Here is a 25,425-nt window from a genome sequence, read left to right as displayed (position 1 = left end):
GGACACGCCGTGAACCCATCCCTGGGGGCTCGTGGGCGCCATCCATGGCGCCCAACGGTCCCGCCACCCCACCCCGACCCACCCCGCCGAGATGGTCGGTGACGGTGGGTCCCGGCCGCTGGCCGGGGCGGAAATCGGCACGGGCGGGATGGTTTCGGTCATTCGGGTTGACCGCGTTCAAATGGGTATTGGGGGAACGGCGGTAGGTCCCGGCCGCTGGCCGGGGCGGAAACCGGCGCGGGCGGGATGGCTGCGGTCATTCGGGTTGACCGCGTTCAAATGGGTATTGGGGAACGGCGGTAGGTCCCGGCCGCTGGCCGGGGCGGAAACCGGCGCGGGCGGGATGGTTTCGGTCATTCGGGTTGACCGCGTTCAATGGGTATCGGGGGAACGGTGGTAGGTCCCGGCCGCTGGCCGGGGCGAAATCCGGCACGGGCGGGATGGTTTCGGTCATTCGGATTGACCGCCATTCAAATGGGTATCGGGGGAACGGCGGTAGGTCCCGGCCGCTGGCCGGGGCGAAAACCGGCGCGGGCGGGATGGTTTCGATCTTCGCGCTGGCTGGGTCGCAATGGCTCCGGGTCGCCGTGGCCTTCTGTTTTCGTTGCCGGACGCCGCGCGGCTACCGGCGTAAAATGGGGCGATGAATACCCCCCAGGACTCCAGCCTCGGTCGCGAGGTTGCTTACCCGTCGCAGTACGATCCCGCGCTGCTGTTTCCCATTCCGCGCCGTGGCGCGCGTGAAGAGATCGGTCTGGACGAGGCGGCGCTGCCGTTCGTCGGGCATGATCGTTGGCAGGCCTATGAGCTGAGCTGGCTGGACCGGCGCGGCAAGCCGCGGGTGGCGGTGGCCACGGTCAGCGTGCCGTGCACGTCGCCCAATCTGATCGAATCCAAGTCGTTCAAGCTGTACCTCAACTCGCTCAACAGCACGCGCTTCGACGATGACGAGGCCGCGCGGCGCCAGATCACGGCCGATCTTTCCGGGTGCGCCGGGGCGGTGGTGACGGTACGGTTCGGGGTGCCGATGCTGGTCGAGGCGGCCGAGGGCGAGTCGCTGGACGAGCTGGATGTGGCGATCGCGTGCTACGGGCCGCCGGCGCCGGCGTTCCTGTCGGCCGACGCCGCCCAGGTAGTGACCGAGACGTTGAGTTCGGCGCTGCTGAAATCCAATTGCCCGGTGACCGGGCAGCCGGACTGGGCCAGTGTGAGCATCCGCTACCACGGGCCGCAGATCGACCGCGAGGGACTGCTGAAGTACCTGGTCAGCTACCGCGAGCACGCCGAGTTCCACGAGCAGTGCGTGGAGCGGATCTTCAGCGAAATCACCCAGCGCTGCGCACCGCAGTGGCTGGAAGTGGAAGCGCGCTACACCCGCCGCGGCGGCCTGGACATCAACCCGTGGCGGGCCAGCCCCGGCATCGAGCTGCCGGCCCGCACCGTCCGCGACCTGCGCCAGTAGAGCGACCCCACGGGTCGCTGCCCCGGAACCCGGCACCGCCCGGTAGAGCGACCCCATGGGTCGCTGCCTCGGAACCCGGCACCGCCCGGTAGAGCGACCCCGTGGGTCGCTGCCCGGGAACCGGGGCATCACGCGCAGCCACCCATGGGGTGGCTCTACCGGAACCGGGGCATCACGCGCAGCCACCCATGGGGTGGCTCTACCGGAACCGGGGCATCACGCGCAGCCACCCATGGGGTGGCTCTACCCCCGGCAATGTGGCCGCCCGTCGCCGTTCGGCGCGTCTTCACATCCACGCCATGCCCTATTAACACGGGCTGTGACAACGTCGCTCCCATGTCGTCAATGAAGACGGGAGTGTGTGGATGAGTACCGATAAGAAGGCCGATTTCTCCGGTGTCACCTCTAGCGTGGACAGCACCGCGCAGAAGGTCGAAAAGGCGGATTTCTCCGGCGTTACCGCTTCGGTGGACAGCACCGCCGAAAAGGTTGGGGGCACCTACACCGTGCAGAAGGGCGACTCGCTGTCGAAGATCGCCAAGCAGGAACTGGGCGATGCCAACGCCTGGAAAAAGATCTTCGAGGCCAACCGAGACGTGCTGGAGGACCCGGACAAGATCTTCCCGGGCCAGACCCTCAAGTTGCCGCCCAAAGCCTGAGTCACCCTTGCTTGTAGTCCACTGAATTCCCAGGGAGGAATTACATGAAGAAGACATCCATCAGTACTGCCGTTCTCGCTGCTCTGCTGGCCACCGTGGCATTGACCGGTTGCAAGAAGAAAGAAGACACCGCCGACAACAATGCGCAACCGGCGGCGGCAACTACTCCGGCTGAACCGGCACCGATGACGCCGGCAGCGCCCGAACCGATGGCCGCTGCGGCCGGCGTCAACGTCACCGCCGTGACGGTGGGCAAGACCGCTGCCGCCGACAAGAGCGTGGCCACGACTGCGCTGTTCGCGCCGAAGGACGACATCATCGTCTCGGTGCGCACCGATGGCGCGGCCAACAATGCCAACATCGCCGCCAAGCTGACCTTCCAGGACGGCCAGGTCGCGGGCGAGCAGAACCAGTCGTTCACCACCACCGGTGCCGAGACCACCAACGTCACCTTCAAGAATGCCAAGGGCTGGCCGGCGGGCAAGTACCGCGCGGAAGTCACGGTAGATGGTAAGGCGGCAGGAACGCCGCAAGAGTTCGAGGTCAAGTAAGCCGCCAGCCGACTCTCTCCCGGCAACAGGCTCACGATGGACGCAGCCGCGAGGCTGCGTCTTTTTTGTTTGAACTAGTGGTTGCGGTCGGAACTGTGTTAAGTGTTGCTCTCAGGTAAGAGCTCTCAGGAAGAGAAAATGAGTGTCGCTAGGTTGCTGCCGCTTCTGATGGTCCCGGTAATTTTTCCGGCAAATGCTCAAAAAGTGACGTACATACATACCGATGCTTTGGGTAGTCCGGTCGCAACTACTGATGAGCAGGGCAATCTGCTCGAGCGATTCGCATATGAGCCTTTTGGCCATTCCGTTGGCGACGGTGATTCCGATGGGCCTGCATTTGCGGGCCATGTACGAGATGGTTCGACCGGCTTAAGCTAAACATGCAACAGCGATATTACGCACCTGACGTAGGACTGTTTCTCAGCGTGGATACTGTTACGCCCCATGGTGGCCGGCCGTCCCAGTTCAATAGATACCGCTACGCGAATGGGAACCCGTATTCCTTCACGGATCCAGATGGGCGCGTTGCGATCGTAACGCGCATGAAGGATGGATCTATAAACATTGATCTTCCTACCAAATTCACCGGCGCTGCCGCGTCGCCAGAGAACGTTGCTACGTTCAAGGAACAGGTGTCTTCGATGTCTGGCACATATAGCGTGGATGGCAAGCAAACCCGCGTCACAGTGGGGGTTTCGGACATCACCAAGAATACGCCGCGCTCAGCTAGAAATGAGGTCAAGCTCGTTGAGGGTGAGACCTCTCACTCAACAGGCAGGAGTTTCGCGGAGCTTGGCGGAAAACGCAGTGAGATCAACGTTCTTGATCGATTTTCCAGGGGTGTAGTTCCTCATGAAGTAGGCCATCTTGGGGGCGTGGATGACCTTTATGACAAAACTACTGGTCGGCCTGACCCCGCCCGAGGAAATGGGGTGATGAATAGAGTTCCTGGAATCGTCGATGATTTCCTGATTAACGGAATGATCGAGTCCAGTTCAAATGTTCAAAAACGGGAAAGATAGGTATGAAGAGCTTCTATCGCTGCGTCAGTCTTATCGCCGTCTTGGCGCCGCTTTCATCCTTCGCGCAAGATGCAAACCTCTGGGCCTACAGTTGCGACCACTTTCTCCATGGCGCCTGCTTGCGAATTCCTAGTGGGATGTCAGTGAATTACGAGGCGCCCGCGGACTTTGGACTCCATCGCGTGCAGGTGGAGGGGCGTGAGGTGGTACTTGTATACGAGGGGGATGCACCCAGTAGACGGCCAGCAGACACCCCCGCAGATCTGAAGCTGACTGCTCCCGGCTATCAGCTCTATGCGTTCAAGGTGAGCGAGGGAAAATCAGTTCGCTACGACCTGCACGTTTCCTCCGCCAAGTCAGAGGTGATGCCGTTGCACTTGGTGGCAAGAACGACAGGCGCAGTGGAGCAAGCTGCCTTGGCTGCAGTGCTTGGTGGCTTCCGTGTATGCAGTTTCAAACGAAATCGCACCGATCAGACGCTTGTGTGCCCCAGGCGCAGTATGTGGGGACAGGCGCTTTCCGAGTGGGCAACTGGCAAAGCTTCCGCGAAGGCGCAGGCGTCGGCGGACTGAGTCTCCGACGATACGCGCGCACATCCAAGCCTGCACCGAACCGGGTCTCACGCCACTTTCGCGCCCGCCGCCATCGGGCCGCCACCCGCCGCGTAGATCGATGTGTTCCAATACGTTTGCGTATGGTCCGGCTTTGCTCCCGAGAGCTGAAAACGCGACAATGCGGGGGTTTCCCGCCGCACGCACCGCTGGGTGGCGCGCTCCTCGGGGAAAGTGCGGGCCACGCTCTGCGGTGCCCTGCGCGCGACACGGTTGCACGCGGCCCGGCATCGCCGTCGGCCATCATTCACGAGATCCGCAAGAGAGCCCTGATCCCCCATGTCCAGTTCGCCCAAGATTCTCTACACGCTCACCGATGAAGCCCCGTTCCTGGCGACCCAGTCGCTGCTGCCGATCGTCGAGGCCTACACCGCCACCGCCGGCATTGCCGTTGAAACCCGCGATATCTCGCTGTCCGGCCGAATCCTGGCGCTGTTCCCGGATTACCTGAAGGACGACCAGAAGGAAGTGGACCACCTGGCCGAACTGGGCCAGCTGGCGACCACCCCGGACGCCAACATCATCAAGCTGCCCAACATCAGCGCCTCGGTGCCGCAGCTGAAGGCGGCCATCAAGGAACTGCAGGACCAGGGCTTCGCCCTGCCGAACTACCCGGACGTGCCCACCGACGACGTCTCGCGCGACATCAAGGCGCGCTACGACAAGGTCAAGGGCAGTGCGGTGAACCCGGTGCTGCGCGAAGGCAACTCCGATCGCCGCGCACCGCTGTCGGTGAAGAACTACGCGCGCAAGCACCCGCACCGCATGGGCAAGTGGTCGACCGAGTCCAAGTCGCATGTGGCGCACATGGACGGCGGCGATTTCTACGGCAGCGAAAAGTCGGCCACGCTGGCCACCGCCGGCAGCCTGAAGATCGAACTGCAGCAGGCCGATGGCACCACCGTCGTGCTGAAGGAAAAGACCGCGGTCAAGGCCGGTGAGATCGTCGATGCCGCCGTGATGAGCCGCAACGCGCTGGCCAGCTTCGTGCAGGCGCAGATCGCCGACGCCAAGGCCAAGGGCGTGCTGTTCTCGCTGCACCTCAAGGCCACCATGATGAAGGTCTCCGACCCGATCATGTTCGGCGTGGTCGTCGAAGAGTTCTACAAGGACGTGCTGGCCAAGCACGCCGACGTGCTCAAGCAGGCCGGTTTCGATCCCAACAACGGGATCGGCGACTTGTATGCGCGCCTGCCGCAGCTGCCCGAAGCCCTGCAGGAAACCATCAAGGCCGACCTGGCTGCCGAGTACGGCAAGCGCCCGGGCCTGGCGATGGTCAACTCCGACAAGGGCATCACCAACCTGCACGTGCCCAGCGACGTCATCGTCGACGCCTCGATGCCGGCGATGATCCGTGACTCGGGTGGCATGTGGAATGCCGACGGCAAGCTGCAGGACACCAAGGCCGTCATCCCCGACCGCTGCTACGCCGGTGTGTACCAGGCCGTCATCGATGATTGCCGCACGCACGGCGCGTTCGATCCGGCCACCATGGGCTCGGTGCCCAACGTCGGCCTGATGGCGCAGAAGGCCGAGGAATACGGCTCGCACGACAAGACCTTCCAGATCCCGGCCGACGGCACCGTGCGCGTCACCGACGAGGCGGGCAGCGTGGTGTTCGAACACGCCGTGCAGACCGGTGACATCTGGCGCATGTGCCAGACCAAGGATGCCCCGATCCAGGACTGGGTGAAGCTGGCCGTCAACCGTGCCCGCCTGAGCAACACCCCGGCGGTGTTCTGGCTGGATGCCGCGCGTGCGCACGACGCGCAGGTGATCGCCAAGGTGGAAACCTACCTGAAGGACCACGACACGTCCGGCCTGGACATCCGCATCCTGACCCCGGTGGAGGCCACGGCCTTCTCGCTGGACCGCATCCGCAAGGGTGAGGACACCATCTCGGTGACTGGCAACGTGCTGCGCGATTACCTCACCGACCTGTTCCCGATCATGGAGCTGGGCACCAGCGCCAAGATGCTGTCGATCGTGCCGCTGATGGCCGGTGGCGGCCTGTTCGAGACCGGTGCCGGTGGGTCGGCGCCCAAGCACGTGCAGCAGTTCGTGGAAGAGGACTACCTGCGCTGGGATTCGCTGGGCGAGTTCCTGGCCCTGGCGGCCTCGCTGGAGCACCTCGGCAACCGTTACGACAATGCCGGCGCCACGGTGCTGGCCAAGACCCTGGACCAGGCCAACGGCCAGTTCCTGGACAACGACAAGTCGCCGTCGCGCAAGCTGGGTGGCATCGACAACCGCGGCAGCCACTTCTACATCGCGCTGTACTGGGCCCAGGCCCTGGCCGCACAGGACGACGATGCCGCGCTGAAGGCCCGCTTCGCCCCGCTGGCCAAGGCACTGGCCGACAACGAGCAGAAGATCGTCGAAGAGCTGGCTGCGGTGCAGGGCAAGGCCGTGGATATCGGCGGCTACTACCGTCCGGACGTGGCCAAGGCCTCGGCCGCGATGCGCCCGAGCACCACCTTCAACGGCGCGCTGGCTGCGCTGTAAGGTCTCGATGCCGCACCTGCGGTGATCGACAAAAACCCGCGCTTCGGCGCGGGTTTTTTGTTGGGCGTCGCTGCGCCCGGCCCGCGCCCTGGAACCCGCCGGACTGTGATGTTGGTCGAGGGGCGCGCCCCGGGGCATGAAGGCCGCGTCAACGCCAGTGGTACGGAACTTGCCTTGTCGCCACAGCGTCTGCCCGCCCTCGCACGGCGCACAAACGTCAGTTCAATCTGTGCGATGCATCACTTAAGCCCCGGTATTGATGGCATAGCCTATCGACGATCTTTTCTGCAGTAAGTGTGATCTCTCACAACGCAGGGGAAGGCGATGGCCAGGGTGCTGGTGGTCGGATCGGATATCCAGGGGGAGCACGCCTTGTTGCAGCGCCTGCGCTCGGCCGCTGCACTGCCGGCCGACACCGTGCGCAGTTGCCGCGACCTGGATGACTGCGATCTATTGGTGATCAAGGACACACCCGCGTTGCGCAATGCCGCGCTGCGCATGGTGCGCGAGCGGCCGAAGATCCAGTTCTGGATCGAAGACCAGCATGGCCACCTGCGCCATGGCCAGGGCGATGAGCACGCGGTGCTGGACGACCATGCCATCGAGCACGCACTGCGCCAGATGCCGCCCGCACCGGAACCGATCGAGGAGCCCATCGCCGCCCGCAGCGCGAAGGCGATCACGCGCGTGCTGCGTGAGAGCCTGCAGTCGCGGCATGGCCACGCCGTGCTGGCGCTGGACGGCCTGCCGCTGCTGCTGGTGGATTTCGAACAGGACCAGATGGTGGTGCCCGACGGCAGCGACAACGTGGCGATGGCGCAGGCCCTGTCGGACAGTTTCGAGCACCTGGCCCTGCACGGCATCGCCGCCAAGCGCTACCAGCAGCTGGCCGGCGAGTTGCCACGGCAACCGCTGCGCCCGCTGTTATGGCAATGGGGCCAGCATCCAGCACACTGGCACGATCTGGATGCACGCCTGCGCCAGCAAGCCCGCGTGCGCCTGCTGCGCTGGCCCGACTTCCGCGTACTGGGCCACCAGCACGACAGTTTCCGGTTGTGTTCGTTGTTGCTCAAGCGCGCCTGTAGCGTCGATGAGTGCGCCACGCTGCTGGAGATCCCGCGCGAGGCTGTATGTGCCTTCGTGCACCCGGCCTATCTGTGCGGGTATGCCGCGCTGGAAGCGCCGACCGCAGGCATGCGCATGGCGGGCGGCGCGGGCGATACCGGCGGCCTGCTGGCCCGCATGTGGCGCAGCGTGCGCCAGCGCAGCGGAGGCTGACGTGCGCGAACACAAGATCGTGGTGCTGGGCAGCATGGGATGTGGAAAGTCGACGCTGGTGCGTGCCATCGCCGCCGGTGCGGTGATCAACACCGACGTGCACAACAGCGACCGCCAGGGCGCGGACAAGGCATCGACCACGGTGGCGATGGATTACGCCGATATCGACCTCCCCAATGGCGACCGTCTGCGTCTGTACGGCACGCCCGGGCAGCAGCGCTTCGATTTCCTCTGGCCGATCCTGCTGCAGGGGGCCAGTGGCGTGGTGCTGCTGCTGGATGCCACCCGCGATACCGTTACTGACGAGCTCGCCGCGTACTTGGCCGTATTGCATCAGCACGCCGCGCAGGTGCCGGCGGTGATCGGCGTGTCGCGGCTGGACCTGGCCCCGCAGTTCGATCTGGAGGCCTGCGCCGTACATACCGGCCAGCAGGGCCGTTGGCTGCCGGTGGTGCCGGTGGATGCACGTGATCGCGAACAGGGACTGTGCCTGATGGACGTACTGATGAGCGAAATGGAAGCCGGCGCCCTGGTGGCCGCGCATGGCTGATGGACACGATGCGCGCCGCCTGGACCCGGCGTTGCGCGAGCGACTGGGCAGCCACCTGCAGGGCTTTGCCGATGACATCAACGGGGTACGCAGCGTGGTGCTGGCCAGCGTGGATGGCTTCGCGCTGGTGCCGGCCGCGGGCACGCACGGCAACGGCGAGCGCCTGGCCGCGATGACCAGCGCGATGCTGGCGCTGGCCGCCGCGGTGGGTCGCGAGCTGGCGCTGGGGGAACTGGAAGTGCTGATGCTGGAGGCCGGCGAGGGCAAGGTGCTGATGCTGGCCCTGCCCGCCATGCCGGCGCCGCTGCTGCTGATGACCGCCTGCGACGCGCGCTGCGTGATCGGCAAGGTGCTGTGGAGTGCGAAGGAATGTGGCCGCAACATCATGGCCGAACTCAGCGGATCACGAGCCGATCCGCAGGGGAACACGGGGCTCGACAACCAACGGGGTGCAACATGGCAGGACTCGACGATACCTTGAACGCGCTGATGACCATCGATGGCGCGCAGGCAGTGGCACTGGTCGATTACGAAAGCGGCATGCTGCTGGGGGAGGCCGGTTCGGGGATGGACATGGAGGTGGCCGCAGCAGGCAACACCGAGGTGATCCGGGCCAAGATGAAGACGGCCGCGTCGCTCAATCTCAACGACACCATCGAAGACATCCTGATCTCGCTGGGCAAGGCGTACCACATCCTGCGCCCGGTCTCGCGCAAGAAGGGCCTGTTCCTGTACCTGGTCCTGGACCGCAACAAGTCCAACCTCGCCCTGGCGCGCCGCAAGGTGCAGGACGTGGAAGCCGAACTGGCGCTGTAAGGTTCCCTCCGCCGTCGGCCGCGCCGTGGTGGCGGCCGGCGGCGTTTTTTTGGGTCTTCGCCGCCATGTGGGGCAATCAAAAGCGTGCTTTCGACCCTTTCCAGGCGCGGCCGTTGGTGGGTCGGGCGCTGGGTCCCTATGCCCTTTCCGGCGAATGTCCTCCGGCGTCGGCCTGCGGCCGCCACCTCATCCTTTACTTCGCCTCCAAGGGCATAGGGACCCAGCGCCCGACCCACCGACCAGCGCCAGAAAAGCCTGGCTTCCCCTGCTTGCCGCAAGCCGAGCCCCGTAGCGGCCGGTAGGCTCCTGGGCAAAATAAAGGAGGAGGCCGCTTCGCGGCCGGGGGACATTTGCACCAGGGGCCCATCGGCTGCTACGGGGCCCTCACGCTCGCGATCGGCCCGATCGGAGACCGAAGCCGATCCAAACAGCGCCTGCGCACCCGGCCACCCGCGTAGCGTCGTGCTCGCTCTGCGACGGCACTTGCAACAAGACGCTCCCCCCTCAGATGGGAGAAGAACCTCTTTTTCCCGCTACCGCAGGCAGCGGCGGCTGTCGTATGGTGACCGCTGGTCCCTTCGGTGCGATGGCATGGCTGCCGCCGATATTCCCGATCCGGGCGCGCTGGCCACAACGCTGGCGCTGCTGATCCGCGATGGCTTCGAGCATTACCACGCGCGCTTTGCGGCCGTCACCCAGCGGGCGCGGCTGCGCTTTGGAACGCGTGACTGGGCCGGTGCCCGGCAGGACGCCGTCGAGCGCATCGGCCTGTACGACCAGTGCATCGCCCAGACCGTGGATGCCCTGCGCCGCGGCGCCGGCGAGCAGGTGGGCACCCGCACGCTGTGGCTGCACGTACGCCAGGCCTACGCCACGCTGCTGGAGGGCCTGATCGACGCCGAGCTGTACAAGACCTTCTACAACACTCTCGCGCGGCGGCTGTTCGCCACCCAGGGCGTCGATGCGGCCATCGAGTTCATGGCCATGGATGTCGAACCGTCCGACGCGATCACCCACCCGGTGGCCCGGCACAGCTACACCCTGTCGGCCACGCGCCCGGCCGAAGCCTTGCTGCGGGTGTTGGGCGACTACCGGTTCGACGTACCGTATGCGCACCAGTTGCGCTGCGCGGCGGCGATCGCGGTGCGGCTGCAGGATGACCTGGCGCATTGGGGGGATTACCCGGTGCGCAGCATCGAACTGCTCGATACCGTGTTCTACCGCGAACGCCGCGCCTACCTGGTGGGCCGCGTGTTCGGCGAACATCGCTTCTCGCCGTGCGTGATCGCCTTGGTCAACGATCAGCATGGCCTGCGCGCCGAAGCGGTGCTGACCCGACGCCGCGACGTGGCGCACCTGTTCGGCGTGTCGCGCAGCTATTTCCAGGCCGACCTGGCCACGGTGGGCGATGCGGTGGTGTTCCTGCGCAGCCTGCTGCCGGGCAAGCCCATCGATGAAATCTACACCGTGCTGGGGCGCGCCAAGCAGGGCAAGACCGAGCGCTACCGCACCTTTTTCCGGCATTTCCAGGACCATCCCACCGAACAGCTGGTGCATGCCGACGGCACCCCGGGCATGGTCATGGCGGTGTTCACGCTGCCCAGCTATCCGCTGGTGTTCAAGCTGATCCGCGACCGCTTCGCCTGGCCCAAGACGATGTCTCGGCAGCAGGTGGAAGAGAAGTACGCGCTGGTCTTCAACCTGGACCGCGTAGGCCGCCTGCTGGATGCGCAGCCGTACCGCCACCTACGGTTTCCGCGTGCGCGTTTCGCCCCGGCGTTGCTGGAGGAACTGTTGACCCAGTGCCGCAGCAGCGTCAGCGAAGACGGAGACGACGTGGTGGTGACGCTGTGCTACGTGCAGCGCCGGTTCCGCCCGCTCAACCTGTACCTGCGCGAGCAGGCCAGCGAGGCCCGGCGCAACGCGGCGCTGGACTACGCGCAGGCGATCACCGACATGGCGCGCAACAACATCTTCCCCGGCGACATGCTGCCGAAGAACTTCGGCGTGTCCCGGCATGGGCGCGCGGTGTTCTACGACTACGACGAACTGTGCCTGGTCAGTGACTGCAGCTTCCGCGCCTGGCCCACGCCTCGCAATGCAGAGGAAGCGCTGGCCGACGAGCCCTGGTTCCAGATCGGCCCGCGTGATGTGTTCCCCGAGCGCTTCTGGATGTTCATGGGTCTGCCGGGTCCCGAACTGGCAGCGGTGCGCGAGCACTCCGCACATCTGTTCGATCCTGCATGGTGGCAGACCCTGCAGGCGCGGTTTGCCGCCGGTGATTTTCCCGATACGCCGCCTTACGCGGAAAGCCATCGGTTGGCTTGATTGGAAACGGCACGAATGCTGCGCTAGGCTCGACGCATCCACAAGGAGCAGGTGCGATGCGTTCATCCCATATTCTTGCGTTGGCCCTCGCCGTCGGTGGCGTCGGCCTGTCGATGCTGCCCGACGCCCAGGCGCAGTCCCGGCGCGCGGTGCGTGAGCAGGCCGAAGCGGCCATGGTGCTGACGGGCCAGATTCAGATCGGCACCGAAGGCCAGGTTGAGCGGTTCCAGCTCGACAAGCGCGATCAGGTCGACGAGGCCATTGCGCGCTTCGTCGAAGGCGCCGTGCAGAGCTGGCGATTTGCGCCGGTGCAGGTGGATGGCCGCGCCGTTCCCGCGCGCACGCCGGTCAGCATCCGCCTGGGGGGCAAGAGCCTGCCGGACGGCAAGCAGCAGATCACCCTGCTGGCCGCCAACTTCGAGGAGTACAAGGAGGACGCCGTGGACCGCGTCACCAAGCGGCAGGTGCGCGCACCGGCCTATCCCGAGGACGTCTATCGCGCAGGCGGCCGTGGCGACGTGCTGCTGCTCGTGCAGGTGGGGCGCGACGGCAAGGTCATGGACGTGGCGACCGAGCAGGTCAACCTGCGCGTGGTGGGTACCGAGGCGCAGATGCGCAGCATGCGCGAGAAGCTGTCCCGCGCCTCGATGGCCGCGGCACGCACGTGGACCTTCAAGACGCCTACGGCCGGTGAATTCAAGGATGCGCCGAGCTGGACACTGCGGGTGCCCATCCACTTCGCGTTGCACGACGAGCGCGAGCGTTATGGCAGGTGGGATGCGTACATTCCGGGCCCACGCCAGCAGGCGCCGTGGCGTGCCGACAAGGCCCTGGGTGCCGATGCCAATGCCGACCTGCTCCCGCAGGGCGGCGTGTTCATGGCAGATGCGGCGCGCCAGGGGCCGCAGCTGCTCACCCAGCTGGGCGGCTGACCCGCACGGCAGCGGCGGCGGGCCCCGCCTGTCGCCCGCCCGGTGCCCTCATGCGCCGCCGCGCTGGGGGACGTCCGGATACACCACGACCCGGTTGCGGCCCTGTTCCTTGGCCATGTACAGCGCTTTGTCGGCCAACCGCAGCGCCTGCTGCGGGTCGTCGTGGTAGCTGGGGTAGTGGGCCACCCCCAGCGACACGGTCACCGTACCCACGTCCTCGAACACTTCGGCGGCCACCTGCACGCGCAGGCGTTCGGCGATCCGCGCGGACGCCTCGGCGTCGATGCCCGGCAGCAGGATCAGGAACTCTTCGCCGCCATTGCGGCAGAGCAGGTCGGTGTCGCGCGAGTCGTCACGCATCCGCTGCGCGATGCGCAGGATCACCGCGTCGCCCACCGCATGCCCGAAGCGGTCGTTGATGGTCTTGAAGCGGTCGATGTCCAGCGCGATGATCCCGAACGGCTGCCCGCGCGCCTGCCAGTCTTCCAGCCCCTGCTGCAGGCCGCGTCGGTTCTGCAGCCCGGTGAGCGGGTCGGTCATGCTGGCGCGGTTGAGCTTGCCGATGCGGTCCTGCAGCAGGTTGAAGCTGTACAGCAGGGCCTGCTTGAGGTGGGCCACCTCGTAGTACCAGGCACGGATGCCGGTGACATGGCGGATGGCAATGCCGGTGTCGCGGTTCTGTACGTTGCGCGCCAGCTGCCACAGCGGCAGCGAGATGCGCCGCGCGAACCACCAGGTGATCAGCAGCGACAGCACGCCGAGCGGAATCGCATTCCAGATCACCGACTTCATCAGCGTGGCCAAGGCCGCCAGCGTGGCATCGGTGGGACGCTGGGCCACCACGCCCCAGCCGACGATCGGCACCGGCGCATAGCCGGCCAGCATCTGCACGCCGTGGCTGTTGCGCACCTGCTGGGCGCCGGTGTGGCCCTGGGTGACCGCCAGCACTGCCGGGTTCTCCAGCGCGAACTGGCCCACCCGGTTGGGTTCGATGTGGTACAGGATGCGGCCGTTGCGGTCGACCACGTACAGGTAGGAGCCGTCGCGGTAGTAGTGCTTGCCCAGCAGCGTCTGCAGGATGCTGCGCTCGCGCAGGTAGATGGTGCCGCTGACGTAGCCCTGGTATTGGCCCTGCGCGCTGAAGATGGGATGGGAGATGGCGACCAGCAGGCGCCCGGTGGCCGACTGGTAGGGGTCACTGATGAAGGGCTCGCGCCGTTCCAGCGCGTCCTTGTTGCCGCGGCTGTTAAGGGTGATGCCCTGCAGGGCCAGGCTCTGCGGCGAGGTGGCCAGCACGGTGCCGGCCGGATCGACGATCAACACCGAATTGAAGCTGTTGGTCTGCAGCTGCAGGCGCGCTGCTTCGGCTTCCAGTTCGCGGCGGTCGTGCGGGCGCTGGCCGAGTGCGGTGGCGCTGTAGGCCAGCTGCTGCTGCGCGGACTGGATGAAGTTCTGGGTGGTTTCGGCCAGCTTGCTGGCATAGACCCGGTTGGCTTCCAGGGTGGTACCGATCAACTGCTCGCGCTGCACCCGGTAACTGGCGTGCAGGGTATTGGCCAGCGCCACCAGGGCACTGAGCAGGGCCAGGCCAAGGATCAGCTTGCCAAGGTTGAGGCGGGTGGAAAACGGGCGCATGCGGGGCTTCGGACTGGCAGGGTGCAGCGCCAGCCGGGATGCGGATGGAACGGCAGCGGCGGAGCAATCAGGAGCGCAACATCCCACCCCCGGGCGGACTACGGGTCACGCCGCGGATTATTGCGGATTACGGCCCGCCGTGGGTGAAGCGCGCGGCCGCAGGCCTTCAGCGTTCCAGTCGTCTGCGCAGTACGCTGCGCACCTGCGCGGCCGTGTTGGCATCCAGCGCGCCCAGCACGCCGCGTGCGTGGGCGGGCACATGCGCGGCGGTGTCCGGGTCGGCGTCGAATACGTAGTGGTCGAAGAGGGTGCGCCAGTGTTCACGCTGCGGCGGCGGAAGCTCGCGCAACGCCAGCATGGCCAGCATCAACGCGTTCATGGGCGCATCCATCCATGCCGGCACCGGGCGCCACCAGTAGTTCACCAGCACGTTGAAGGTGTCCAGCCCTTCCATGTGGTGCCACCACAACGAGGGGATGAACACCGCATCGCCCGGTCCCAGTTCGGCCACCTGCGCATGTGCCAACGCCTGGGCAAAGCGCGGAAAGCGGTGCAGGTCCGGCGCGGCGAAGTCGACCAGGCTGATGGCCTGACCGGCAGGGGTGAAATCCAATGGGCCGACGTACAGGTTGTCGATCTGTTCCGGAGCAAACAGGGTCACCCGGCGTCGGCCGGCGGCCACGCAGGCCAGGTTGTCCGGTACATCCTGGTGGGCGGCAATGCGCGAGCGGTTGCCTATCCAGATGCTGGCCAGCGGGTCCTCGACGCCGAGCGCCAGGGGGTTGCACGCGCCGAAGCCGGGCAGGAAGCTGTCCAGCGTGGTCGAGGCCACATAGATGCCAGGCGGGTCGGGGTCGGGCTGGTACTTGAGCAGGGTATCGAGCACCACCTTCAGGGCGATCTGCTCACGGCGGAAATTGAAGCCGCTCATGTCCGCGTTGTAGAACAGCCGCCCCTGCGCCTGTGGCGGCGCGGTGGTGGCGGTGACCGGCATCTGGCCGTGGTCGAACTGCTTGAGGTGTGCCACCGCTGCGGCCGCCGATGTGCGTGCCGCAGCCACCATCGGCCAGTGCGCCACCAGCCCGCGCAGCACCTTGGGCGTGGTCCAGCCGGGCAGCTGCGTGTGCAGCTGCGCCGGGTCCAGCCCCTGCACTTCCTCGATCCGGCCTGTCATCGCGCCGTGGTTCCTGTGCTCAGAACTTGTAGCGTACCCCGAACATGTAACGCGGCCCGGTCTGGGTGGCGTAGCGCAACATGTTGGTGTGGCGCGCATAGGTGCGCATGGTTTCGTCGGTCAGGTTGATCGCCTCCAGGCTCAGCGTGAGCTGGTCGCTCACCGCGTAGCTGATGTTGAGGTCCAGCTGGCCGTAGGCATCGGTGTAATTCGGGTTCGGGCCCTGCCCGCCGATGCCGTTGAGGAACGTGTCGCGCCAGTTGTAGGCCGCACGCACCTGCCAGTTGTACTTCTCGTAGAACAGCACCAGGTTGGCCGAGTCGCTCAGGCCGATCATCGGGTACTGGTCGCCCAGGCTCAGGTTGTCGAAGGTCAGCCCGGATTTCACCTTGGTGTAGTTGGCCGCCAGGCCGAAACCGGTCTGCCCGAACAGCTGCTGCACGCTCAGTTCCCAGCCGTCCAGGTGGTCCGAGCGCTGGTTGGCCGGCACGGTGATGTCGAACCCGGCAACCGGGTCGCCGGGCTGGCCGACGATGGTGCCGGTGCGCTGGCCGGCCGAGTTGGTGCCGGTGGCGGTCACGCCCGGGTCGCCGTCATGGTTGGCGAAGATGTAATCGCGGATGCAGGGCATGTCGGTCACGCCGCACCCGGAGGCCAGCGCCTCGTTCCAGTAAGTGCCGCCCACCGGGGTATGCAGCCCGGCGCTGTTGTCGCGCACGATGGTGTTGCTGATGAAGTTCTTGATGTTCTTGCGGAAGAAGCCCAGCGAGGCATAGCTGGATTCGCCGTAGTACCACTCCAGCGACAGGTCGAAGTTGTCCGCCAGCAGCGGCTCCAGCCCGGGGTTGCCGCGCGAGCCGGTGCCGCCCTGGGTACGCACGATGTTGTCGAAGCGACGGCCGCTGTCGATCTGGGTCCAGCCGGGGCGACCAATGCTGCGGCTGTAGCTGCCGCGCAGCGCCAGCGCCTCGGTGATGTCCAGTTTGAGGTCCACGTTGGGCAGCACGTAGTCGTACTTGCCCTTGCCACCAATGAAGGTGCCCTCGGCCGCGTAGCCCAGGTTGAACTCGTTGGCCGAGCCCCAGTTGATGCTGGTCGGCACGCGCACCAGCGCGGTCGATTCCACCTCGGTCTGCTCGTAGCGCACGCCGGCCGCCACGTGCAGCGGCATCGACCAGTCGAACGTGGTGCGGTACTGCAGGTAGGCGCTTTTGGAGGTTTCGGTGGTGCGGATGTCTTCGGTGTATTCGGTGGGGGCCAGGTAACAGGTGGGGCAGGGCGGCTCGCCATTGGCGGCCACCTGGCCGGCACGTTCGCGCAGGCGGTCGAAATCGAACACCAGGAACTGGCCGGTCAGGCGCGGGTCGCCGTGCCCGGAGAACGCATCGAAGTACTTGGCCATGTCGTCGGCGTACCAGATGCTGTCGTCATAGTCGGCCGGGTTGCCCAGCCCGCCCCAGCTGTCGCGCTGCATGATGGCCGAGGCCGAGCGGTTTTCCACCTTGGTATGGCCGACGCCGAAATCCAGGGCCGAGTAGTCGGCGAACTTGAACGTGCCGCTGCCCTGGTACTGCTGCACCTTGGACTTGTTGTAGCTGTTCTGGAATACCGAACCGGTGACCAGCGCCTGGTTGGCCTGGACACCACCCGGTGGCAGCGCGATGTTGATGATCGGCAGGTCGCCACTGTAGTCCACGGTGGTCTTGCCACGCACGAAGGCCGCCACGCCGAGCACGCCGGCCGAGCCATACGGGCTGTCCGGCTGCGATTCGGCGGTGGCATTGTGGGCGTCGAAGGACAGGCTCAACGCGTCGTTGACTTCCCAGGCCACGTTGAAGCCGAGCGCGTCCATGCTGTTTTTGGTGGCCAGCTTCATGCCGCCCATCGACACGTCCGAGTTGACCATGTCTTCGCTGTAGATGATCGGCGCCGCTATCGGGCCATTGGTCCAGGTGCTGTCGCCGGGGCCGTAGTTGAACCACACCGACAACTCGCTGCGCTGCTGCTGCACCTTGTTCTCCACGTAGGTGTAGTCCAGCGTGGTGGTGACATTGTCGGCCGGCTTCCACTGCAGGGTGGCCTGCGCGTTGGTGCGTTGGCGCTGCACGCCGTTGACGTTGTAGGCGGTGTTCTGCGGGCGGGCGTAGATATCGGTGGCGTCGGGGCGGTTCTGGATGCGGTCCGAATAGCCCTGGCCCGGTTGCGGCAGCGCACGCCAGTCGCTGCTTTCGCTGCCCTGGAAGGTGGCCCAGCCTTCGGCCACGGTGGCCTGGTTGAAGCCCGAATCGCGCTCCTGGTGACTGGCGCTGAGGGTGACGCCGAAGCGGTCGTCGGCGTAGCGCTGGCTGAAGATGCCCGACAGCTCGCCGGTGATGTTGGCGCCCTGCAGGGTGCGCGGCAGGTTGTCGTTGGAGCTGTCGTTGACCGCCTTCAGGCCCAGGCTGATCACCGGTTCGGCGTCCAGCGGGCGCAGCGTCTTGATGTTGATGGTGGCGCCGATGCCGCCGGTGGGGTTGTCGGCGCGGGTGGTTTTGTACACCTCCACTGCCGAGATCGATTCGGAGGCGATGTTGGCGAAATCGAACGAGCGCGAGCCGGACAGCCCGCCGCCGCCGTTGCCCAGGTTCGACGCGGGCATCTGGCGGCCGTTGAGCAGCACCAGGTTGAAGTCCGGGCCGATGCCGCGCACGGTCACTTTGGAGCCTTCGCCGCTGGATGTGCGGTCGATCGACACGCCGCTGATGCGCTGCAGCGATTCGGCCAGGTTGGTATCGGGGAACTTGCCGATGTCCTCGGCGACGATGCCATCGACCACACCCTGGCTGTCGCGCTTTAGGTTCATCGACGAGGTAAGACTGCCGCGGATGCCGGTGACCTGCACCGCGTCCAGCGTAGTCGGGTCGGGCGCTTCGCCCGTGGCCGGGCGGGCCGGATCCTGCGCCCAGGCGGGGCTGGCCAGCACGGCCAGCAGCGCGGAAGTGAGCATCGCCTTGCGGGGTACGACCTTGTACGTCTTCATGAAAGCTCCCTCCCCAGGGAAATCGATAATGGCGTCCTACGGCGTGATGGCGTGGTTCAACAGCACACGGGCCGGATTGGGAGCTATGGTTGACAGCGTTGTCAACAAACGCCCCTGCCTCTGTACATCCCGCCGTTCTGGAAGGTACGTCCAGCGCTGTCATCCGGGCCGTATCGGCGACCGGTAAAGCACCGTGGCGCAGGGCCTGCGGTGTGTTTGATGGCTTGCTCCGTGCTGCCGCTGCAGCATGCAGACGGCGTTGTGCAGTGCAGAACGAAACTGCGCGGATGCCCGAAGCAGGCACGCCTGTCGCTGTCGTGCAGGCCATGTCCTGTCTGCTGACAGCGCTGGACAATCGATGGCGAAGCGGGTTCCATGTGTGGCCGCCGAATGGCTGGCATACCCTTCAACAAGGACATGCAATGGACAACCCTGCTGCAGTGCGCGGGCAACACGTGCAAAGCAACCGCGTGGCCCTGACGGTCGTCACCGCGATCTTCTTCATGTGGGGCTTCCTGACCTGCCTCAACGACATCCTCATTCCCCACCTCAAGGCGGCCTTCGCGCTCACCTGGGTGCAGGCGATGCTGGTGCAGTTCACCTTCTTTGGTGCGTACTTCCTGATGTCGCTGCCGGCGGGCCGGCTGGTGGCGGCCGTGGGCTACAAGCGCGGCATCGTGGCCGGGCTGGCCATCGCCGGCGTGGGCGCGCTGCTGTTCTGGCCGGCCGCGCACGCGCATGTGTACGGGTTGTTCCTGGCGGCGTTGTTCGTGCTCGCCACCGGCATCACCGTGCTGCAGGTGGCGGCCAACCCGTACGTGGCGCTGCTGGGGCCCGAGCAGACCGCGTCCAGCCGGCTGACCCTGGCGCAGTCGATGAACGCACTGGGCACCACGCTGGCCCCGCTGTTTGGCGGCCTGCTGATCCTGTCGGCCGAACCGCGCACCGATGAAGCACTGGCGCTGCTGCCGCAGGCCGAGGCGCTGGCCTACCGCGCCGCCGAAGCGCAGTCGGTGCAGCTGCCGTACTTCGGCCTGGCGGTGGCGCTGTTCGTGCTGGCCGCGGCCATCTGGATGTTCCGCCTGCCGGCGATCCCGGGCGTGGAGGAAGGGGCCACCGGTGGGCGCATCGGCGACGCGCTGCGGCATCCGCACCTGCGCTACGGCGTGCTGGCGATCTTCTTCTACGTGGGTGCCGAAGTATCCATCGGCAGCGTGCTGGTCAACTTCCTGTCGATGCCGGGCATTGGCGAAGGGCTCACCGAGCAGGAAGCCACGCGCTATGTGTCGTTGTACTGGGGCGGCGCGCTGGTGGGGCGCCTGGTCGGTACCGTGCTGCTGGCCCGGCTGGACCCGCGCCGCCTGCTGGGCATCTTCGCGCTGGTGGTGATGGCGCTGCTGGCGGTCACCATGCTGGCCGGTGGCGGGTTGGCCAAGTGGGCGGTGGTGAGCATCGGGCTGTTCAACTCGATCATGTTCCCGACCATCTTCGCGCTCGCCATCGCACGGCTGGGCGCGCTGACCGGCAAGGGCTCCAGCCTGCTGGTGATGGCCATCGTGGGCGGGGCGGTGGTACCGCTGGCGATGGGCTGGGTGGCCGACCACCACGGCCTGCAGCTGTCGTTCCTGCTGCCGATGCTGTGCTACCTGTACATCGTGTTCTACGCGTGGCGGGGCTCGCGCCACGCCGCGTAAGTACGCGTCTCAGCGTCGCCGCGGCGCGTGGGTCGATTCGCGCACCAGCACCGCATGGTCCACCGTGACCATGCGGCCGGCGTCGGGCGACCGGATGTGGTCGATCAGCTGTTCGGTGGCCAGCCGGCCCATGTGCGAGGTGGGCTGCCGCACCGTGGTCAGCGCCGGGTAGATATGCCCGGCGATGGGCGTGTCATCGAAGCCGCATACCGACAGGTCGCGCGGCACACGCAGGCCACGCTGGCCGGCCACGCGGTAGACCGCGGCGGCCATGTCATCGTTGGCCGCGAAGATGGCCGTCGGCGGTTGCGCCAGGTCGAGCAGCGTGTTGGCCGCCTCGATCCCGGACTCGAATGAAAACTGCCCGTTGACCACCAGGGCCGGGTCGTAGGCGATGCCGTGCTCACGCAGCGCCTGGCGGTAGCCGGCCAGGCGCCACTGGCAGGCACCGTGCGCGCGCGGGCCCTTGATGTGGCCGATGCGGCGGTGGCCCTGCGCCACCAGGTGGCCAATCAGTTCCACCACGGCCGTGGTTTCATCCATGCGCACGCCGATGCGGCCCTCGGGGTGGCGCGGGGCGATGCTGGCGAAGGGAATCTCGTGCTCCTCCAGGTAGGCCAGCACCACCGCATCGTCGGTCAACGGTGGAATCAGCACCACGCCATCGGGCCGCGAATTCTCGAACAGTGCCGCCAGGTCAGGCAGGGTGCTGCGGCCAACGCCGACCGGACCCAGGATCAGGTTGTAGTGGGTGGCGTGGCAGGCTTCGAGCATGCCGTTCTGGATTTCCATCAGGTAGTTGCGCGACGGATTGTTGTAGACCAGCGCCAGTGCATAGGAGCGCTGCCCGGCCAGGCTGCGTGCCGAGAGGTTGGGCTTGTAGCCCAGCCGCGCCACGGCGGCGGTGACCCGCTCGCGCGTTTCGGCGCGCACGTTGGGCTCGTTGTTGAGCACGCGGGACACGGTCTTGATCGAAACGCCCGCGACTGCGGCGACATCCTCGATTCGACTACGCATGGTGCGGTGGATCCTATGTGGGGGCAGGTCGGCAACTGCCGATGGTAGTGCGGCAACGTCGCGTGGAGGTTGCCGAGGCAGGCCGATGGTGCCATGCCGCGATGGCTTGTGGCGCGCCGTTGAATTTCGTGCGGCGTTGCAACACCCCGCGGCGGATCGATGCAGGCCGTCGTGCGGTAATGCCTGTCGTAGCGGGACACACGCCCTGCGCGGGCCTTCCAATGGTTGACAGCATTGCCGGGTGTTTGTATGACAGCGCTGTCAGACGGGGGCGTTGAACCGATCCAAATGCTCGCCGGCACCCCGTCGTCGCCCATCGCGCGTGGTTGTCATCCGCGCGGCGCCCACCCCGATCGCGCGTCATTCCACCGGAGGTAGTTGTCCGTGAACAGCCCCAACAAGACCCTTCTTGGCAGCTGCCTGCTGCTGGCCCTGGCCGCACCGGTGGCCGCTGCGCCCGCCAGTGGTGAGCGCCTGCAGGACTGGCCGCGGGTGACCAGCGCGATCGCCAGCGATGCGGCCATCGAGGCGCGGGTGAAGCAGATCGTGGCGCAGATGACACTGGCGCAGAAGGTGGGGCAGATGACCCAGCCGGAGATCAAGACCATCACCCCGGCGCAGGTACGCCAGTACTACATCGGTTCGGTGCTCAATGGCGGTGGCTCGTGGCCGGGCATGAACAAACACGCCAGCGTGGCGGACTGGTTGACGCTTGCCGACGCCTACCGTGCGGCCTCGCTGGCCACCGATGCGCGCACGCCGGTGCCGGTGATCTGGGGCACCGACGCGGTGCACGGCCACAACAACGTGTACGGCGCCACGCTGTTCCCGCACAACATCGGCCTGGGCGCGGCCGGCGATGCAGAACTGATCGAGCGCATCGGCGAAGCCACTGCACGCGCCACCCGCGCCACCGGCATCGACTGGGTGTTCGCGCCTACCCTGGCCGTGGCGCACGACCCGCGCTGGGGCCGCACCTATGAAAGCTTCTCGTCCGACCCGGCACGCGTGCGCGAATACGCCCGCGCCTACGTCAAGGGCGCGCAGGGCCGTTTCGGCGATGACGGCAACGTGGTGGCCACGGCCAAGCATTACATCGGCGACGGCGCCACCGACAACGGCCGCGACCAGGGCGAGGCGCTGGTGGACAAGGCCACCATGGTCAACGTGCACGGGCAGGGCTACTACGGCGCGCTGGGCGAAGGCGTGCAGACGGTGATGGCCTCGTTCAACAGCTGGAACGACCGTACCGGTCGCGTCGACTACGGCAAGATGCACGGCAACAAGGCACTGCTCACCGACGCCCTGAAAGACACGATGGGCTTCGACGGGTTCGTCGTCTCCGACTGGAACGGCATCGCCCAGGTGCCGGGCTGCCGCAACGACAGCTGCGCCCAGGCGATCAACGCCGGCATCGACATGGTGATGGTGCCCGACGACTGGAAGGCGTTCATCGCCAACACCATCGCGCAGGTGGAAAAGGGTGAGATCCCGATGGCGCGCATCGACGATGCGGTCAGCCGCATCCTGCGGGTCAAGCTGCGCGCCGGCCTGTTCGAGCACAGGCCGTCGGACAGCCGCCATGCCGGTGACGCCAACGCCGTGCAGCACCGCGCGCTGGCGCGCCGGGCGGTGCGGGAGTCGCTGGTGCTGCTCAAGAACGAGGGCAGCGCGCTGCCGCTGCGCCGCAATGCGCGGGTAATGGTGGTGGGCAAGAGCGCCGACAGCCTGTCCGACCAGGCCGGTGGCTGGTCGCTGACCTGGCAGGGCACCGAAAACACCAACGCCGATTTCCCCAACGCCGATTCGGTGCTGGGCGCACTGCGCGCCGAACTGGGTACGCAGCAGGTGGCCTACAGCGCCGACGGCAACGGCCTGGATCCGACGCAGTTTGACGTGGTGGTGGCGGTGGTGGGCGAGACCCCCTATGCCGAAACCAACGGCGACATCCTGGCCTCCGATTCGGTCAGTCACAGCCGCGCCTACCCGCAGGATCTGGCGGTGCTGCGCGCGGCCCAGGCCAGTGGCAAGCCGGTGGTCACCGTGTATTTCTCCGGCCGCCCGATGTACACCAACGACCTGCTCAACCTGTCCCAGGCGTTCGTGGCCGCGTGGCTGCCGGGCAGCGAGGGCAAAGGCATCACCGATGTGCTGGTGGCCGGCAAGGACGGCAAACCGGCGCACGACTTCCGCGGCCGGCTGAGCTTCCCGTGGCCGGGCGTGCCGTGCCCGGCACCGATTGACCGGCCGGACCCGAAGCGCCCGCCGCTATTCGCGCTGGGCCACGGTTTGGCCTACAACGCGCCCGGTGCGCTGGCGCGCCTGCCCGAAGCCAACCCGGACAACTGCGGCGAAGTGACCACGCTGCCGATCTTCAACCGCGCCGATACCCCGCCGTTCGCGCTGCACGTGGCCGCCAACGGTGCCACCCAGCCGCTGGGCAACGACCTCAACGCCACGTTGCGCTGGCCGACCGCCACGCCGGTGGTGCAGGTGCGCACCGTGCAGGTGAACACCCAGCAGGATGCCAAGGAAGTGACGTGGCTGGCACCGGCGCAGTTGATCGCGCGCAGCACCTCGCGGCGCAACCTGGGCGCGCTGGCCCGCAACCACGGCGCGCTGCAGTTCGACGTGCAGCTGGTGCAGCGCCCGGCATCGCCGGTGACGGTGAGCATGCAGTGCGGCACCGGCTGCGAAGGGGGCGTGGATATCGCCCCGCTGCTGGGCAAACTGGCGCCCGGCCAGAAGCAGACCGTGACCGTGCCGCTGGCGTGCTTTGCCAAGCGCGGCGTGGACCTGGGCGCGGTGGAAGCGCCGTTCGTGGTGAGCGCCGACGCACCGTTCGCGGCGGCATTCACCCAGGTGCGCGTGTCGGTGGATGCAGACAAGGCGGCGGGCGTGGTGCGCTGCCCGTAACGCGCCACCGTCGAATTCTGGTCAGCACCGCGTAACTCTGCGGCGCTGGGCCGGGTCCTGGTGTTGGTGCGGCGGTGTATTGCAACTTCTTGCATGGCCCGCACGGGATGCCGCCGTTCAAAATCGTGGGTTTCGAAGAGACCCACCGTTCATGCGACGCCTACTGAAAACGCTGCGGGTCATGCCCTGTGCGGTGCACCGCCCGCATTTCATCGAGCCGCACCTTGCACGAACGCAGCAGCTCCTGCAGGACGGTGACTTCGCTTCTGCCGATGCCGTGCTGGCGAGCCTGCCGGCCGAGACTTACGAGTCTCTGGTGTGGCGCATATGCCGGGATCGCCGCGCCCCTCACTGGATGACGACGTGGTCTGCGCAGCAGCCATGCTCCCCTCACCCCCCGCTGATAGCGGCGTACATGGATGTGTGGGGCGCGTGGGTGGTGCGGGGCGAGACCTATGCGAATGCCATTTCTTTCCTGCGCCGAAGACGCTATCCGAAGATCATGGCACAGGCCTACGAGAAGTTTGTCCGGATCGTCGAGCACGATCCTGACAACGCCATGGCGTTGGCGGGTTTGATTCACTGTGACGTCGTCATAGGCATCGGTGAAGGACAGCGCGATGCCTGGCTCAACGGGCTGCTTGAGGCGGGGCACTTTCACGGTCCCGCCATTCGTCAGTATGCCCGGGGAACCCTTCCCAGGTGGGGTGGATCGCATGACGAGCATGTGCAGTTCGCCGGGTGGATCGTGGAGCACGCACCTGCCGGGAGCTGCTCGCATGTCGTGGCGGCGCAGGCCATACTGGATGACGCGTTCACTGCGTCCGAAGAGATCACCGATATCCGGAAGATCGCCGGACACCTTGCCGACGATGCGGTCGCGGCGTGGTTGCGCCGCGCCCTCCTGAAATGGGCCGACGCTACTCCGGCTACGCTGGCTGCCCGCATCGGGGAAATCGGCACCCGCAGTGACGATGACTACGATGGAGTATGCCTTGAAACATTCGCGCTTGCCGCGTACTTCGCCGGTGCGAACGAGGAATCACGACTGCTGTTCAAGGCGCTGCGCGGACGGTTGCAGATCGACGACTGGGAGAACTTCATTCCGCCCATGCCGATGTGGTTGTACGCCATCACGTCGAAGCGACGCGGTGCGCGACGGGTTCATGATCGCGTGTGCCGCGCCTTGGGGCTGGACCCGCGCGAGGTATGCATGTAATGCGAAAAAGGCCCCGCGATGCGGGGCCTTTTTCTGT

Annotated in this window: 19 protein-coding genes and 2 pseudogenes; 17 read left to right on the top strand and 4 right to left on the bottom strand. The window is 66.4% G+C overall.

Annotated features, from left to right (window positions below):
• Window positions 1-643 precede the first annotated feature (643 nt).
• From queF to ABIA71_RS09375, 14 genes and pseudogenes are all read left to right on the top strand, one after another.
• A complete protein-coding gene (queF, locus tag ABIA71_RS09435; protein WP_354284994.1) occupies window positions 644-1,462 on the top strand; it encodes an NADPH-dependent 7-cyano-7-deazaguanine reductase QueF in 819 nt (272 codons plus the stop codon).
• Between the two features lie 365 nt (window positions 1,463-1,827).
• Window positions 1,828-2,121, top strand: coding sequence for a LysM peptidoglycan-binding domain-containing protein (locus ABIA71_RS09430; protein ID WP_038685816.1), 294 nt, complete (start codon window positions 1,828-1,830; stop codon window positions 2,119-2,121).
• 44 nt (window positions 2,122-2,165) lie between these two features.
• Window positions 2,166-2,672: a hypothetical protein gene (locus ABIA71_RS09425; RefSeq protein WP_159498142.1), complete on the top strand. Its 507-nt coding sequence runs from the start codon at window positions 2,166-2,168 to the stop codon at window positions 2,670-2,672.
• Window positions 2,673-2,810: 138 nt separating this feature from the next.
• Window positions 2,811-3,050 carry a hypothetical protein gene (locus tag ABIA71_RS20860; protein WP_502961223.1) on the top strand — a complete coding sequence of 80 codons (240 nt, stop codon included), beginning with the start codon at window positions 2,811-2,813 and terminating at the stop codon, window positions 3,048-3,050.
• Window positions 3,051-3,052: 2 nt separating this feature from the next.
• A pseudogene (locus ABIA71_RS20855) lies at window positions 3,053-3,133 on the top strand (hypothetical protein); the annotation flags it as partial.
• 81 nt (window positions 3,134-3,214) lie between these two features.
• Window positions 3,215-3,694: a hypothetical protein gene (locus tag ABIA71_RS09415; protein WP_236546121.1), complete on the top strand. Its 480-nt coding sequence runs from the start codon at window positions 3,215-3,217 to the stop codon at window positions 3,692-3,694.
• A 2-nt stretch (window positions 3,695-3,696) separates the two neighbouring features.
• Complete coding sequence (locus tag ABIA71_RS09410; RefSeq protein ID WP_236546120.1) at window positions 3,697-4,266, top strand: hypothetical protein; 570 nt, start codon at window positions 3,697-3,699, stop codon at window positions 4,264-4,266.
• A 318-nt stretch (window positions 4,267-4,584) separates the two neighbouring features.
• Window positions 4,585-6,810, top strand: a complete 2,226-nt coding sequence (locus ABIA71_RS09405) for an NADP-dependent isocitrate dehydrogenase (protein ID WP_159498140.1) — start codon at window positions 4,585-4,587, stop codon at window positions 6,808-6,810.
• A 324-nt stretch (window positions 6,811-7,134) separates the two neighbouring features.
• Window positions 7,135-8,088 carry a hypothetical protein gene (locus tag ABIA71_RS09400; protein WP_354284993.1) on the top strand — a complete coding sequence of 318 codons (954 nt, stop codon included), beginning with the start codon at window positions 7,135-7,137 and terminating at the stop codon, window positions 8,086-8,088.
• Window position 8,089: 1 nt separating this feature from the next.
• The gene (locus tag ABIA71_RS09395; RefSeq protein ID WP_354284992.1) at window positions 8,090-8,638 is read left to right on the top strand and encodes a GTP-binding protein; all 549 of its coding nucleotides are present in this window, start codon (window positions 8,090-8,092) and stop codon (window positions 8,636-8,638) included.
• Window positions 8,631-9,044, top strand: a pseudogene (locus ABIA71_RS09390) (roadblock/LC7 domain-containing protein); the annotation flags it as partial. The gene ABIA71_RS09395 and the pseudogene ABIA71_RS09390, both read left to right, overlap by 8 nt.
• A gap of 50 nt (window positions 9,045-9,094) precedes the next feature.
• The gene (locus ABIA71_RS09385) at window positions 9,095-9,454 is read left to right on the top strand and encodes a hypothetical protein (protein ID WP_038685821.1); all 360 of its coding nucleotides are present in this window, start codon (window positions 9,095-9,097) and stop codon (window positions 9,452-9,454) included.
• A gap of 591 nt (window positions 9,455-10,045) precedes the next feature.
• Window positions 10,046-11,782 (top strand): bifunctional isocitrate dehydrogenase kinase/phosphatase, encoded by a 1,737-nt coding sequence (aceK, locus tag ABIA71_RS09380; protein ID WP_354284990.1) that lies wholly within the window; start codon window positions 10,046-10,048, stop codon window positions 11,780-11,782.
• Window positions 11,783-11,838: 56 nt separating this feature from the next.
• Entirely contained in the window at window positions 11,839-12,714 is an 876-nt protein-coding gene (locus ABIA71_RS09375; RefSeq protein WP_354284989.1) for an energy transducer TonB, read from the top strand.
• 48 nt (window positions 12,715-12,762) lie between these two features.
• Here the strand turns inward: ABIA71_RS09375 and ABIA71_RS09370 are convergent, their stop codons facing one another.
• The 3 genes from ABIA71_RS09370 to ABIA71_RS09360 all read right to left on the bottom strand — a co-directional run bounded on the left by ABIA71_RS09370 (window position 12,763) and on the right by ABIA71_RS09360 (window position 18,542).
• The gene (locus tag ABIA71_RS09370; RefSeq protein ID WP_354284988.1) at window positions 12,763-14,349 is read right to left on the bottom strand and encodes a sensor domain-containing diguanylate cyclase; all 1,587 of its coding nucleotides are present in this window, start codon (window positions 14,347-14,349) and stop codon (window positions 12,763-12,765) included.
• A 166-nt stretch (window positions 14,350-14,515) separates the two neighbouring features.
• On the bottom strand, window positions 14,516-15,523 hold the full coding sequence (locus tag ABIA71_RS09365) for a cupin-like domain-containing protein (protein ID WP_354284987.1): 1,008 nt from the start codon (window positions 15,521-15,523) through the stop codon (window positions 14,516-14,518).
• A gap of 19 nt (window positions 15,524-15,542) precedes the next feature.
• Entirely contained in the window at window positions 15,543-18,542 is a 3,000-nt protein-coding gene (locus ABIA71_RS09360; RefSeq protein ID WP_354284986.1) for a TonB-dependent receptor, read from the bottom strand.
• A 422-nt stretch (window positions 18,543-18,964) separates the two neighbouring features.
• Between ABIA71_RS09360 and ABIA71_RS09355 the strand changes: the two genes are divergently transcribed.
• A complete protein-coding gene (locus tag ABIA71_RS09355; RefSeq protein WP_354284985.1) occupies window positions 18,965-20,236 on the top strand; it encodes a sugar MFS transporter in 1,272 nt (423 codons plus the stop codon).
• 9 nt (window positions 20,237-20,245) lie between these two features.
• Here the strand turns inward: ABIA71_RS09355 and ABIA71_RS09350 are convergent, their stop codons facing one another.
• Window positions 20,246-21,253 carry a LacI family DNA-binding transcriptional regulator gene (locus ABIA71_RS09350; protein ID WP_354284984.1) on the bottom strand — a complete coding sequence of 336 codons (1,008 nt, stop codon included), beginning with the start codon at window positions 21,251-21,253 and terminating at the stop codon, window positions 20,246-20,248.
• Window positions 21,254-21,637: 384 nt separating this feature from the next.
• Here ABIA71_RS09350 and ABIA71_RS09345 point away from each other — a divergent pair, with 384 nt between their 5' ends.
• Window positions 21,638-24,169: a glycoside hydrolase family 3 protein gene (locus ABIA71_RS09345; protein WP_354284983.1), complete on the top strand. Its 2,532-nt coding sequence runs from the start codon at window positions 21,638-21,640 to the stop codon at window positions 24,167-24,169.
• Window positions 24,170-24,320: 151 nt separating this feature from the next.
• On the top strand, window positions 24,321-25,388 hold the full coding sequence (locus ABIA71_RS09340; RefSeq protein ID WP_354284982.1) for a hypothetical protein: 1,068 nt from the start codon (window positions 24,321-24,323) through the stop codon (window positions 25,386-25,388).
• Window positions 25,389-25,425 lie beyond the last annotated feature (37 nt).

The organism is Stenotrophomonas sp. 2619 (assembly GCF_040548725.1).
In the GTDB taxonomy this organism is placed as follows: domain Bacteria; phylum Pseudomonadota; class Gammaproteobacteria; order Xanthomonadales; family Xanthomonadaceae; genus Stenotrophomonas; species Stenotrophomonas maltophilia_AP.
The sequence above is the reverse complement of the archived record's forward strand: the minus strand, read 5'-3'. Positions and strand labels throughout refer to the sequence as shown.

What these genes read in the sequence shown, in the direction of transcription:
- queF (WP_354284994.1), top strand. Translation starts at nt 644, where the DNA reads ATGAATACCCCCCAGGACTCCAGCCTCGGTCGCGAGGTTGCTTACCCG.
- ABIA71_RS09430 (WP_038685816.1), top strand. Translation starts at nt 1,828, where the DNA reads ATGAGTACCGATAAGAAGGCCGATTTCTCCGGTGTCACCTCTAGCGTG.
- ABIA71_RS09425 (WP_159498142.1), top strand. Translation starts at nt 2,166, where the DNA reads ATGAAGAAGACATCCATCAGTACTGCCGTTCTCGCTGCTCTGCTGGCC.
- ABIA71_RS20860 (WP_502961223.1), top strand. Translation starts at nt 2,811, where the DNA reads ATGAGTGTCGCTAGGTTGCTGCCGCTTCTGATGGTCCCGGTAATTTTT.
- ABIA71_RS09415 (WP_236546121.1), top strand. Translation starts at nt 3,215, where the DNA reads ATGAAGGATGGATCTATAAACATTGATCTTCCTACCAAATTCACCGGC.
- ABIA71_RS09410 (WP_236546120.1), top strand. Translation starts at nt 3,697, where the DNA reads ATGAAGAGCTTCTATCGCTGCGTCAGTCTTATCGCCGTCTTGGCGCCG.
- ABIA71_RS09405 (WP_159498140.1), top strand. Translation starts at nt 4,585, where the DNA reads ATGTCCAGTTCGCCCAAGATTCTCTACACGCTCACCGATGAAGCCCCG.
- ABIA71_RS09400 (WP_354284993.1), top strand. Translation starts at nt 7,135, where the DNA reads ATGGCCAGGGTGCTGGTGGTCGGATCGGATATCCAGGGGGAGCACGCC.
- ABIA71_RS09385 (WP_038685821.1), top strand. Translation starts at nt 9,095, where the DNA reads ATGGCAGGACTCGACGATACCTTGAACGCGCTGATGACCATCGATGGC.
- aceK (WP_354284990.1), top strand. Translation starts at nt 10,046, where the DNA reads ATGGCTGCCGCCGATATTCCCGATCCGGGCGCGCTGGCCACAACGCTG.
- ABIA71_RS09375 (WP_354284989.1), top strand. Translation starts at nt 11,839, where the DNA reads ATGCGTTCATCCCATATTCTTGCGTTGGCCCTCGCCGTCGGTGGCGTC.
- ABIA71_RS09370 (WP_354284988.1), bottom strand. Translation starts at nt 14,349, where the DNA reads ATGCGCCCGTTTTCCACCCGCCTCAACCTTGGCAAGCTGATCCTTGGC.
- ABIA71_RS09365 (WP_354284987.1), bottom strand. Translation starts at nt 15,523, where the DNA reads ATGACAGGCCGGATCGAGGAAGTGCAGGGGCTGGACCCGGCGCAGCTG.
- ABIA71_RS09360 (WP_354284986.1), bottom strand. Translation starts at nt 18,542, where the DNA reads ATGAAGACGTACAAGGTCGTACCCCGCAAGGCGATGCTCACTTCCGCG.
- ABIA71_RS09355 (WP_354284985.1), top strand. Translation starts at nt 18,965, where the DNA reads ATGGACAACCCTGCTGCAGTGCGCGGGCAACACGTGCAAAGCAACCGC.
- ABIA71_RS09350 (WP_354284984.1), bottom strand. Translation starts at nt 21,253, where the DNA reads ATGCGTAGTCGAATCGAGGATGTCGCCGCAGTCGCGGGCGTTTCGATC.
- ABIA71_RS09340 (WP_354284982.1), top strand. Translation starts at nt 24,321, where the DNA reads ATGCGACGCCTACTGAAAACGCTGCGGGTCATGCCCTGTGCGGTGCAC.